The 11,646-nt window shown below is 60.9% G+C and carries 10 protein-coding genes; 8 read left to right on the top strand and 2 right to left on the bottom strand.

Features of this window, described 5'->3' with window-relative positions:
• Positions 1–318 (top strand): PilZ domain-containing protein (locus tag WBP53_RS16615; RefSeq protein WP_423930868.1); only part of this gene is annotated, 318 nt, incomplete at its 5' end.
• On the opposite strand, the gene WBP53_RS16610 is transcribed toward WBP53_RS16615, so the two are convergent.
• Complete coding sequence (locus tag WBP53_RS16610) at positions 308–964, bottom strand: TetR/AcrR family transcriptional regulator (protein WP_423930867.1); 657 nt, start codon at positions 962–964, stop codon at positions 308–310. The genes WBP53_RS16615 and WBP53_RS16610 overlap by 11 nt on opposite strands.
• A gap of 85 nt (positions 965–1,049) precedes the next feature.
• Here WBP53_RS16610 and WBP53_RS16605 point away from each other — a divergent pair, with 85 nt between their 5' ends.
• The 5 genes from WBP53_RS16605 (at position 1,050) to WBP53_RS16585 (ending at position 8,156) form a co-directional block, all read left to right on the top strand.
• Positions 1,050–2,150, top strand: a complete 1,101-nt coding sequence (locus tag WBP53_RS16605; RefSeq protein WP_423930866.1) for an efflux RND transporter periplasmic adaptor subunit — start codon at positions 1,050–1,052, stop codon at positions 2,148–2,150.
• Between the two features lie 178 nt (positions 2,151–2,328).
• Positions 2,329–5,517 carry an efflux RND transporter permease subunit gene (locus WBP53_RS16600; RefSeq protein ID WP_423930865.1) on the top strand — a complete coding sequence of 1,063 codons (3,189 nt, stop codon included), beginning with the start codon at positions 2,329–2,331 and terminating at the stop codon, positions 5,515–5,517.
• A 63-nt stretch (positions 5,518–5,580) separates the two neighbouring features.
• Positions 5,581–5,964, top strand: coding sequence for a hypothetical protein (locus WBP53_RS16595; RefSeq protein WP_423930864.1), 384 nt, complete (start codon positions 5,581–5,583; stop codon positions 5,962–5,964).
• Positions 5,965–6,069: 105 nt separating this feature from the next.
• Complete coding sequence (locus tag WBP53_RS16590; RefSeq protein WP_423930863.1) at positions 6,070–6,729, top strand: protein-L-isoaspartate O-methyltransferase family protein; 660 nt, start codon at positions 6,070–6,072, stop codon at positions 6,727–6,729.
• A gap of 41 nt (positions 6,730–6,770) precedes the next feature.
• The gene (locus tag WBP53_RS16585; RefSeq protein WP_423930862.1) at positions 6,771–8,156 is read left to right on the top strand and encodes a TolC family outer membrane protein; all 1,386 of its coding nucleotides are present in this window, start codon (positions 6,771–6,773) and stop codon (positions 8,154–8,156) included.
• Between the two features lie 69 nt (positions 8,157–8,225).
• Here the strand turns inward: WBP53_RS16585 and waaA are convergent, their stop codons facing one another.
• Entirely contained in the window at positions 8,226–9,677 is a 1,452-nt protein-coding gene (gene waaA, locus WBP53_RS16580; RefSeq protein WP_423930861.1) for a lipid IV(A) 3-deoxy-D-manno-octulosonic acid transferase, read from the bottom strand.
• Positions 9,678–9,712: 35 nt separating this feature from the next.
• Here waaA and lpxL point away from each other — a divergent pair, with 35 nt between their 5' ends.
• The gene (gene lpxL / locus WBP53_RS16575) at positions 9,713–10,642 is read left to right on the top strand and encodes an LpxL/LpxP family Kdo(2)-lipid IV(A) lauroyl/palmitoleoyl acyltransferase (protein WP_423930860.1); all 930 of its coding nucleotides are present in this window, start codon (positions 9,713–9,715) and stop codon (positions 10,640–10,642) included.
• A 33-nt stretch (positions 10,643–10,675) separates the two neighbouring features.
• On the top strand, positions 10,676–11,646 hold a 971-nt coding region (locus WBP53_RS16570; protein WP_423930859.1), incomplete at its 3' end, for a DUF2339 domain-containing protein.

Here is an 11,646-nt window from a genome sequence, read left to right as displayed (position 1 = left end):
CCACGCAAGGCCGCCTTTGTCACCATACCGGTCACCAACAAGATGAACGGCCAGGTGATGGGACGTATCGGCAATCTTTCAGCCGATGGAATGCTGCTGGTTTGCGATCATGCAGTCAGCGACGACGCCCTGTTCCAGCTCGGATTCGAGCTGGTCAATGGCCGCGGTCAACCGCAAATGATTGATGTCGGCGCTCAGGAAATGTGGCAGGAGCCGGCCAATGTCCGAGGCCAGTTCTGGACAGGAGTCCATTTCATCGACATTTCCGACCGTGATCTCGAAGCGATCGAATCCTGGCTGGGCGACCTCAAGGAATAGCGGACTGCCGCGGCAGGTAGGCGCGCAGGAACATGTCGACGGTGGCCGCAACATGTGCGTCTATTTCCGATTCGGCAAAGGGTGCTCCACTGCATCCGCACAATTGCCGGGCGTGCAGCTCTCCCTTCAGCAGGCAGAAGAACTGCGACGAAGCGCGCGGGATGTCGGTAACCTCCAGCTGACCGGCCTCGACTTCACGCTCGAGGAAACTTGCAAACTCACATTGCAGGGTCTGCGGACCCGCTTCCCAGAACATCTGCGCCAGCTTCTCTGATCCGCCGGCACCCGTGGTCAGCAATCGGTGCAGGGCGATGGCCTCGTCGCTGGTCACCAGCGTAAAGAATGCACGCGCGATGGCCAGCAACTGCTCGCGTATCGGACCCCGCACATCAACAGCAAACAGTTCACCTGGCATCTGCTCGGCGCACTTGGCCCTGACAGCTTCCGCGAACAGGCTCTCCTTGTCCGTGAAATGGCTGTAGACCGTCAGCTTGGACACGCCAGCCTGAGCCGCGATCGTATCCATGCTGGTTCCGTCGAACCCGTGGACAGGGAACAGTTGCTTGGCTGCCAGCAAGATGGCTGCCCGCTTCTCGAGATCCTTGGGACGACCTGGACCACAGGTTTTGGCGCTGGATGCGTTCATCTGAAAAATTACTGGACTCGTCAGTTCTGTTTGATTACTATACCACGCAGTTCACGAACTGTCGCTACCTACCGGAATTGTAACGATGCCCTCCTCCGCTGTCGTCCAAATCGCTGTCTCTGCGCTACTTGGCGCAGTGCTGGCCGGCTGCAGCACGCAGGCCGAAGTAGATGCCCCGCCTCGTATCGCGCGCGTGGCCCAGGTGCAGTCAGACAGCGTGCAAAACGTCGAAGTCTACCCGGGCGATGTGCGTGCCCGGCACGAGAGTGCGCTGGGTTTTCGCGTCAGCGGCAAGATCAATTCCCGCAAGGTGGATGTTGGCGCGCATGTGGATGAAGGCCAGGTCCTGGCGACCATTGATCCCCGCGATCTGGCGCTTGCCCAGTCCAGCGCGCGTGCGACGCTGGCCTCGGCTCAGGCGGCCTACCAGTTGGCAAAGTCCGAGCATGAGCGCTACAAGACGCTCAGCGAGAAGCGTTTTGTCAGCCAGTTCGATCTGGAAGGCAAGACCAACGCACTGGAAGCTGCCAAAGCCCATGTGTCCGAAGCGCGCGCAGCGCTGGATACGGCCAGCAACCAGGCCAACTATGCACAATTGAAGGCGGACGCCAATGGCGTGATAACCGCCGTGTCAGCTGAAGCCGGCCAGGTGGTCGGTGCTGGCCAGGCCGTGATGACGCTCGCCCACGACGGCCCCAAGGAAGTCGAAATCAGCGTGCCGGAACAGGCCATCGCGCAGCTTGAGGTGGGCGCGGCGGCCAGCGTCGAATTATGGACAGAATCCGGCAGGCACCACGAGGCGAAGGTCCGTGAGATTGCCCCTGATGCAGATGCGATGACCCGCACCTATCGCGTCCGCGTCGCATTCATTGATGGCGCATCCGGCGCCCGCTTGGGTCAAACCGCCCGGGTCTATTTCAACTCGTCGTCAAACGACAACCAGGTCCTGATCCCGCTGAGTGCGCTGTATGAGAAGAACGGTGAACCGGCCATATGGCTGGTAGATCCAGTGACTCGCCAGGTGCACCTTTCCCCGGTGGAACTGCAGAGTTTTGGCGAGCGCGGCGCACTGATCAACAACGGCCTCGAATCGGAGAGCTGGATCGTGACTGCGGGCGTACACCGGCTGCGTGAAGGCGAGGTCATCAATCCCATCGATGATCTGAACCGACGCGTCTCTTTCTGATCCACAAGACCATTCGCCGCTGATCCATGAACAAACCGGGTTAAACCCTCTTCCTGTGCTGCTGGAGATCCTCCCTCTCCCCGCCGGCAGCACAGTGAAGAGGACTCATGCTTCCGCGATACCGGCCAAGCCCGGCTTCACCCACGAGCCTGCAAGGGAATAATCCGAGAGCACAACGATGCCTTCTTTCAATCTCTCCTCGTGGGCACTACGCAACCAGGCACTGGTGCTCTACACGATCATCCTGCTTGGCGTGATAGGCATCTGGTCCTACCGCAGCCTTGGGCAGGCGGAAGATCCTCCGTTTACCTTCAAGGTGATGGTCGTTCAAACGCAGTGGCCAGGCGCAACTGCCGAGGAAGTTTCGGAAAAAATCACTGAAACCCTGGAAAAGAAGCTGCAGGAAATTCCGGACCTCGATTTCCTGCGCAGCTATTCGCGGCCGGGTGAATCTCAGATTTTCTTCGTGGTCAAGGATTCCATCGACCCGCATCGCGTGCCCGACGTCTGGTACCAGGTGAGAAAGAAGGTCGGCGATGTTCGCTATTCATTGCCGGCCGACATTCGTGGCCCATTCTTCAACGACGAATTCGGCGACACCTTTGGCAACATCTATGCGTTGACCGGCGACGGCTTCGACGATGCAGACCTGCGCGAGTATGCCGAACGCATCAAGCTTGAGCTGCTGCGCGTGCCGGATGTTGCCAAGATTGAACTGATCGGACGCCAGGATCCCAAGATCTATGTCGAGGCCTCGAATGCGAAACTGGCCACGCTCGGAGTCACATTCGCTGAACTGCAGCAAACACTGGCCGCACAGAATGCCGTGGTTGCAGGCGGAAGTTTCGAAACCGGAACGGACCGCATCTATCTGCGCACGACCGGCGCACTGGATTCCGTTGAGGCCATCCGTGAGCTGAGCATACGCGGCAGTAATGGACGATTGTTCCGACTCGCCGACATCGCCGAGGTGAAGCGGGGATTCGTGGATCCCCCGCAGCCACGCATGCGCTATCTGGGAACAGAGGCCATCGGCATTGCCGTATCCATGCGCAAGGGCGGAGACATCATCGCGCTCGGACATGACCTCGAGGATGCGACCTCACGAATCGCAAGAACGCTACCGCTCGGCCTTGACCTGCACAAGGTGGCCGACCAGCCGGCCGCAGTCAGCAATTCGGTAGGGGAGTTCGTGCGAACCCTGAGCGAGGCCGTGATCATTGTCTTGCTGGTCAGTTTTTTCTCGCTGGGTTTGCGCAGCGGGTTCGTTGTCGCCGTTTCCATCCCGCTGGTGCTGGCGATGACATTTGCGGCCATGGACTACTTCGGCATTGGCCTGCACAAGATTTCGCTCGGCGCGCTGGTACTGGGGCTAGGGCTTCTGGTCGACGACGCCATCATTGCCGTCGAGATGATGTCGATCAAGATGGAACAAGGCATGGACCGGGCCAGTGCAGCGGCATTCGCCTACACCTCGACAGCATTCCCGATGTTGACCGGTACCCTGGTGACGGCCGCCGGCTTCCTGCCGATTGCAACGGCGAAGTCAGGCACCGGGGAATACACCCGGGCGATCTTCGAGGTCGTCACGATCGCCCTGCTGCTGTCGTGGATCGCAGCCGTGGTCTTCATCCCCTATCTTGGCTACAAGCTGCTGCCGGATCCGCATGCTGCAAGCAGCGCGGCACCCCGCGGTCCACTTGCAGCTCGAATTCATGCCATTCGCAGTCGCTTGCCGACATGGTTCGGTGGCGTCAGCGAGCATCCGACTGACGCAAATCGGGACCCCTACTCGACACCGTTCTATCGGCGCTTCAGAGGCCTGGTCGACACCTGCGTTCAGCACCGCTTCCTGGTCATTTCAACCACGGTCGTCCTTTTCGGACTGGCCATATTCGGGTTCGGTTTCGTGCAGCAGCAGTTCTTTCCGAACTCGACGCGCCCGGAGTTGCTGGTCGATCTCAAACTCAGCGAAGGATCCTCGCTGAATGCGACCGAGGCCGAGGTCATAAAGCTGGAAGCCTGGCTGGCCAAGCGCACCGAGCTGGAAAACTATGTCAGCTATGTGGGCTCCGGTTCGCCACGATTCTATCTGCCGCTGGACCAGCAACTGCCGCAAGCCAGTTTCGCCCAGTTTGTCCTGCTGACCCACGACAAGTTCGAACGTGAAGCTCTGCGCAACGATTTGCTGAGGCTGTTCGAGCAGGACTTCCCGGCCCTGCGCGCACGCGTGATTCGACTCGAAAACGGACCTCCCGTCGGCTACCCCTTGCAGTACCGGGTTTCGGGCGCCGAAATCGGCACGATCCGCAAGCTCGCACTCGAGGTTGCGGATGTCATGCGGGACAATCCCGATGTGCGCAACGTGAATCTCGACTGGGAAGAGCCGAGCAAGGTCATACGCCTGTCCATCGACCAGGATCGTGCGCGCGTTCTTGGCGTCAGTTCCGAAGACGTGGCCAACTTCCTGCAGAGCTCGCTCAATGGCGTACCGATCGCAACCTATCGCGAACGTGACCAGTTGATCGGCGTGCTCTTGCGTGGCACCCCCGAGGAAAGAGCCAGGCTCAGCCTGCTCAAGAGCCTGGCGGTGCCGACCGCATCGGGCAAGAGCGTTCCACTCGGGCACATCGCCACCATTGAGTACGGCTTCGAAGAGGGCATCATCTGGCGTCGCGACCGCTTGCCGACAGTCACCGTGCGCGCAGACATCGAGGGCTCAAGGCAACCGGCCAGCGTGAACGCGCTCATTGAGCCCGAACTGGAATCGATACGGGCTGACCTGCCCGCAGGTTACCGATTGGAAACCGGCGGTGCAGTCGAGGAATCAGCCAAGGGCCAGAGTTCGGTGAATGCGGGAATACCGCTGTTCCTGATCGTTGTCTTCAGCGTACTGATGCTGCAGCTGCGCAGCTTCCAGCGCGTCCTGCTGGTCGTGCTCACGGCCCCGCTTGGATTGATCGGCGTCGTGTTGTTCCTGCTTGTCTTCCAGGTGCCGTTCGGTTTTGTGGCCATGCTCGGAACGATTGCCATGTTCGGCATGATCATGCGCAATTCGGTCATCCTCGTCGATCAGATCGAACACGATATCGCCGACGGCATCGAACCCTGGAATGCCGTGGTCGGCGCAACCGTACGCAGATTCCGTCCCATCGTCCTGACTGCAGCGGCTGCGATTCTCGCCATGATTCCGCTGTCACGCAGCGCCTTCTTCGGGCCCATGGCGGTTGCCATCATGGGCGGCCTGACCGTCGCGACCGCCCTGACCTTGCTGTTCCTGCCAGCGCTTTACGCAGCCTGGTTCCGGATCAAGCCGGCGCCCGCCTCAGATTCCGCGTTGGCTCCGCAATTGCATAGTGAACCCTGAAGTCCCCAAACCACCACGCCCGGCATCCAGCCGGGTCAGTACCGAGTCCATCGAGAGGTCGGCATGCATCAGCCACTAGAAAGTATCGCCAGTTCCGCTTGCGGCAATACGGATAACTGGGCATTGCGTCTGGCCCAGCGTGCATTGGCCGCCTTGCTTGAGGGCAGTCGTCACCCGACCAACTTCAGGATTGCCGAGCTGCGAAACACGGCGGTTTCGGCATTGTCCGCTCTGTCCGTGGAAGACCGCGGACTGATTTCGGCATGGCTGGGCCTTCAATTTCTCAATGCACCCGGGGCTCGCGCCAGACAGGATCTCGCCGCACTGGCAAGGATTGACGGACCACTCGCAGCCGCTGTGAGCGCACAATGGCCTTTGGCGCTGGCCCGATTCGGAGCTTCCGGTTTCCAGCCGCGGCTTGAAACCGCCAATTCCTGCTCGCAATGAATCGTTGCCGGCCATGGACGCTGCCGAAGTCGGCACGGAAGTTTGCCGCTCGCTGGCATACCTTCTATGCTTTCGCCCCTTTTTTCATCATTCCGGATGATCTTGATGTCTACGAATATTGAGCAGGCCCGAGACAACATGGTCGAGAACCAGATTCGCACCTGGGAAGTACTTGACCCTCGCGTGCTGGAAGTCCTCGGCCGAGTCCCACGCGAGGATTTCGTGCCGGAACGCTATCGCAACATGGCTTTCGTCGATGTCGAGCTGCCTCTCGGACACGGCGAAGTCATGATGAAGCCGGTTATCGAAGGCAGGGTCCTGCAGGCGCTGGCGATCGAATCCGGACAGCGGGTGCTCGAAATCGGCACAGGCTCAGGCTTCCTCACTGCCTGCCTGGCCGAACTGGGTGCCGATGTGCTCAGCCTCGAAATCCACGCCGACCTCGCGGAACGTGCCATCGGAAACCTCGCTCGCGCAGGTATTTCGGGGGCCAAGGTTGAAATCTGCGATGCATTGACCAAATTTGAAACCATTGAGGCCTTTGACTGCATCGTACTCACTGGCGCGGTATTTGCCTTGCCTGATCGACTGCGTGGCTGGGTCAAACCCGGTGGTCGTCTGTTCGCGATCAGCGGTGAATCACCCGCCATGCAGGCCTTATTGCACACGCGCGTCGATGCAGGCCACTGGCAGACTGAAAGCCTGTTCGAGACTGATATTCCGTACCTGACCCATGCTTCGCCTCCACGCCGTTTCACCCTGTAGGCAGGCCTGGGACAAAGAAAGCAAACCCTGAGGATGATTCGATGATCCGTTCCCGCTCCCTGCCGCTTGCACTGGCCATTGCCCTTGGCTCCGTGGCTTCGCTGGCGCATGCCGACGATCTGATCCAGATCTACGGCGAAGCGCGCTCTTCCGACCCGCAATTGGCCGGCGCCGAAGCGACCCGCGACGCCACCAACGAGAATATCGCCCAGGCGCGATCGGCGTTGCTGCCGCAAATCGCTGCGTCACTCGGTTACGAACGATCCCACGGCTCGAACAGCGGCCCACAGTTCGTGACCAACGAAGATGGCAGCCAGAGCCTGGTCAACGTGACCTCATCAAACCATTCCTACGGACGCACCTTGAGTGGCCGACTCGACCAGAGCATTCTCGACCTGAGTCGCTGGGCTGACTTGTCCTCGGCGAAATCCACGGCCAAGGCGGGCGACTCCACGTATCACGCCGCGGAGCAGGACCTGCTTCTGCGTGTGGCGACCGCGTACTTCGAGGTCCTCACAGCGGAAGACGCCCTGATCTTCGACCAGGCCAACGAACAGGCCCTCGCCAGGCAGCTCGAACAGGCCCAGCAGCGTTTTGAAGTCGGCCTTTCTGCCATTACCGACGTCAACGATGCCAAGGCCCAGCACGACACCGCCGTGGCCAGCGTGATCGTTTCGCAAAACACCGTGGAAGACACCAAGGAAGCGTTGCGCCAGTTGACCAACCAGCAGCCGGGCGAGCTGAAGAAGTTGCGTGAGAAGCTGCCTCTGGACCGGCCGAACCCGGAGGATCCGGAGAGCTGGGTTTCCGTGGCGATCGAGCAGAATCCGAACCTGAGCGCGCTCGCGTTCCAGGTCGATGCCGCCAGTGCCAACATCAATTCGGCGCGATCCGGCCATCTGCCCACCGTGAATGGACAGATTCTCTATTCCAAGGCACCCAGCTGGAGCGACAACAGTGCGTCGAGCATCAACGACGCCTTCCACACCAACAATGATCGCTGGTCGACCACGGTCGGCTTGTCACTCAACGTACCGATCTTCACCGGCGGATTCACGCAGTCGCGCGTGCGCCAGTCCATCTACTATCGCGATGCCGCGCAAGACGAATTCGAACAGCGCAAGCGCCTGGTCGAACGCAACACGCGCAACAGCTATCGCGCCGTTCTGGCCGGTGCCAGCGAAGTCGAGGCAACCGGGCAGGCGGTCTTGTCTGCTCAGAGTTCGCTGGATGCCACCCAGGCCGGATACGAAGTGGGTACGCGCACCATCGTCGACGTCCTCATCAGCCAGCGTCAGCTGCTGGAGGCACAAAGCAGAAATTCGCGTGCGCGCCACGCGTTTGTCCTCAACGGTCTGCGCCTGAAAACTGCTGCCGGCATCATCGAAGTCAGCGATCTCGAAGCCGTCAATGGATTGCTTGAATAGCAGGGAATAGGGGATGGAGAACGGGGAATCGCAGAAGCGTATCTTGCAGGTTCCCCGCCTTGCTTTTTCCTATTCCCCCCTCTCCATTCTCCACTCCCCGCCCTCAAGCACCTTCTCGACAATCCTCAGCGTGCGCTCGACTGCGCCACGCTCGCGCTCGAGCACGGTCTGGGCCGAATGACCCATTGCCACGCGAACCTCGGGATTCGCCAGCAGGCGCAGCACTGCGGCGCCCAGTTCTGTGGCGTTGGCGACACGAAGTACGGCATTCGCATCGATCAGGCTGGTCGCCACTTCTTCGGTATTGAAGGTATGCGGCCCAACGATCACCGGTTTGCCGAGAGCGGCAGGCTCGAGCAGGTTGTGACCACCGATCGGATCAAGACTGCCACCGACGAAGGCGATGTCCGACGCTGCATAGAACTGCATCAGCTCGCCCATCGCGTCGATGACAAAGCACTGGCAGCGATCGTTGGCACTTTCGTCCTCACTGCGAATCCGTGTTGCGAAGCCCAGTGATCGACACGAGCTTGCCACCGGCTTGAAACGTTCCGGATGACGCGGAGCGATCAGCAGCAGGGCATCGGGAAATCGCTGCAAGATGACGGAATGCGCCTTGAGCACCGGTAATTCTTCGCCTTCGTGGGTGCTGGCGGCAATCCACACCGGGCGCTGCTCTCCCCAAGCGCGACGCAGTTCGCTACCGGCTTCCGCCAGGCTGGGCGGTACCGACAAATCGAATTTCAGGTTACCGATGACACTGAGGCGATCTTCGACCGCACCCAGGATTCGCAGTCGCTCCGCATCGACCGGCGATTGGGCCGCGACGAAGCTGGCGCATTGGATGGCGCGTCGTGCCAGAGGCCGGACTGGGCCATAGCCACGCAGGCTGCGCTCGGACAAACGCGCATTTGTCACCACGATCGGAATCGCTCGTTCACGGCAGGTGATGAACAGGTTTGGCCAGATCTCGGTTTCCATGATCACCGCGAATCTCGGCTTGATGCGATCAAGGAAGCGTTTTACGGATGCCGGCAGGTCGTACGGCAGGTAAACATGGAAGACCCGATCGCCGAACAACTTCTGCACGCGCTCGGATCCGGTCGGGGTAACCGTGGTAACGACCATGCGCGCATCCGGATATGACCGCATGAGCGATTCGATCAACGGTACGGCAGCATTGACCTCGCCAACCGAAACCGCGTGCACCCAGCTGCTGTTGGCAAAGCCTGGCGAAGGGAAGAATCCGAACCGCTCCTTCCAGCGCGACAGATAACGCCGATAGCGCAGACCTCGCGCAGCCAGGCGATACAGGATCACCGGTGTCAACAGGTACATGGTCAGCGTATAGAGCAAGCGCAACACGGTTTGTTTCTCATCAACTACGGGAATCAGACGTCGGAAGACCGAATCACGCAACCCGGCAAAATCATCGGCCGTCGAGGATCTGCCGGCAGCAAGAACGTCGAGGCAGTCGATGAACCGACCGGAACGTGGATCGGCTCTCAGTATAGGGTGCATAGGCAGAAACCGACTCGACCGCCATAATCGGTGAAATGGCTTCTACCCTTCCTCCATTTCGCCTCGCCCTGCTGGCTCCCAGACATTGGCTTGCCTGGTTGGGCCTCGGCCTGCTCTGGTTGCTCGCTCGCCTCCCCTACCCTGCGCTGATTCGCACTGGTCGCGGACTCGGCTGGCTGATTGCACGTATTCCAGGTTCCCGCAGGCACATTGCCAAACGCAATATCGAACTTTGCTTTCCCGAATTGACGCCCGACGAGCAAGCGCGAATGCTGGAGCAATGCCTGCGCGACGTCGGCTTGATGCTGGTGGAGTTCGCTCTGGCATGGATGGGGTCACACCAGGCCATTGCGCGGGTTCCGGTCCGGATCGAAGGCCGGGAACATCTGGATGCCGCGAGCGCGGAAGGCCGAGGCGTGCTGCTCACCGGCGCCCATTTTTCGCACCTCGAACTGGCTGGGCGCTTGCTGGTCGAACATGCGGGCGTCGAACTGGCGGGCATGTACCGCGAGCACGGCGATGCCGCGTTCGAATGGGCTATCCGACGGGCGCGCTCACACTATGCAGCGACCATGTTCACCAAGAACGAGATTCGTGCCTGTGTGCGCTACATGCGCGGAGGCGGCCGTATCTGGTATGCGCCTGACCAGGACATGCGTGGCAAGGACACAGTCTTCGTGCCGTTCTTCGGCGTGCCGGCTTCCACCTTGACCGCCACCCATCATCTGGCCCGGCTATCTGGCGCGCGGGTCATACCGTTTTTCCACCGCCGGCTTCCGGACGGCGGCTATGTACTGCGTCTGGAAGCGCCGTTGGCCGATTTTCCCGGCAGCGATGTCGAACATGATACGGCCAGGGTGAATGCCGCGATCGAGCGCATGGCGCGCGAGGCGCCAACCCAGTACCTTTGGATACATCGGCGCTTCAAGAGTCGACCCGAAGGCCAGCCGCCGCTGTATCGTTGAACAACCGTCGTCTCAGCTCCGGGGAGTGTGTTCATGGGTTTGATCTGGTGCATCGTCGGCGCCGTAGTCGGTGCCGCACTCGGCGCAACCGTTGCCGATGACTCGACGGCCATCCTTGGCCTGCTGGTAGGCGCCACGTTCGGATTTCTGCTTTCCCGGCTTATCGCCCTGGATGCACGCACACGCCGGGTAGAAGCCCAGCTTGCAGTGCTCATTGGAAGAGCGACCGCAATGCCGAGGCAGCCCCTGCCCGTGACCAGCGCAAGCCAGGATGTGCCGGCCGTACCGGTCGCAACGCCGCCCGCGCGGCCGGTCGCTGAAAAGTCCGAGGGATTCCAGATCGGCAGTACTGCACCACCTCCGGTGCCGCTTTCGACCGCTCGCGTCTCGATCCCGGAACCGGCCGCGTCGGCGCCGGCCGCGCGGGCAGCTCCGATCGACCGTGCACCGATGGCGCCGTCGCAACCCGACATCGCCGCGCGCGCCATCGACTGGATCAAGGCCTGGTTCACCGAAGGCAACGTGCCGGTCAAGATCGGCATGCTGGTGCTGTTCGCCGGTGTCGCCGCGCTGCTCAAATATGCGGCGGATGAAGGCTGGTTCACCCTGCCCATCGAATTGCGCCTGGCTGGCATTGCCGCCGCGGCACTGGCTGCACTGGTGTTTGCCTGGCGTCAGCGCGAATCACGGCGCGCGTTCTCGCTGAGCCTTCAGGGCGGCGCGATCGGAATTCTTCTGCTGACGGTTTTCGCGGCGTTCCGGCTCTATCAACTGCTGCCGGCGGCCCCCGCGTTCGGCTTGATGCTGATTCTTGTCGCCGGAGTCTGCGTGCTGGCCGTCCTGCAGGATGCACTGGCCCTGGCTGTCCTTGGCATCCTCGCCGGCTTCGCCGCACCGATCCTGATCTCGACCGGCAGCGGCAATCACATCGCCCTGTTGTCCTATTACGCCTTGCTCAACGTTGCGGTATTCGCAATCGCCTGGAAACGCGCTTGGCGCGTGCT

It is taken from the genome of Dokdonella sp. (assembly GCF_049593775.1).
Lineage (GTDB): Bacteria > Pseudomonadota > Gammaproteobacteria > Xanthomonadales > Rhodanobacteraceae > Dokdonella.
The sequence above is the reverse complement of the archived record's forward strand: the minus strand, read 5'-3'. Positions and strand labels throughout refer to the sequence as shown.

Bases quoted from the DNA above. Each gene is read 5' to 3' on its own strand.
- lpxL (WP_423930860.1), top strand. From the start codon at position 9,713: ATGGCTTCTACCCTTCCTCCATTTCGCCTCGCCCTGCTGGCTCCCAGA.
- WBP53_RS16600 (WP_423930865.1), top strand. From the start codon at position 2,329: ATGCCTTCTTTCAATCTCTCCTCGTGGGCACTACGCAACCAGGCACTG.
- WBP53_RS16585 (WP_423930862.1), top strand. From the start codon at position 6,771: ATGATCCGTTCCCGCTCCCTGCCGCTTGCACTGGCCATTGCCCTTGGC.
- WBP53_RS16605 (WP_423930866.1), top strand. From the start codon at position 1,050: ATGCCCTCCTCCGCTGTCGTCCAAATCGCTGTCTCTGCGCTACTTGGC.
- WBP53_RS16610 (WP_423930867.1), bottom strand. From the start codon at position 964: ATGAACGCATCCAGCGCCAAAACCTGTGGTCCAGGTCGTCCCAAGGAT.
- WBP53_RS16590 (WP_423930863.1), top strand. From the start codon at position 6,070: ATGTCTACGAATATTGAGCAGGCCCGAGACAACATGGTCGAGAACCAG.
- waaA (WP_423930861.1), bottom strand. From the start codon at position 9,677: ATGCACCCTATACTGAGAGCCGATCCACGTTCCGGTCGGTTCATCGAC.
- WBP53_RS16595 (WP_423930864.1), top strand. From the start codon at position 5,581: ATGCATCAGCCACTAGAAAGTATCGCCAGTTCCGCTTGCGGCAATACG.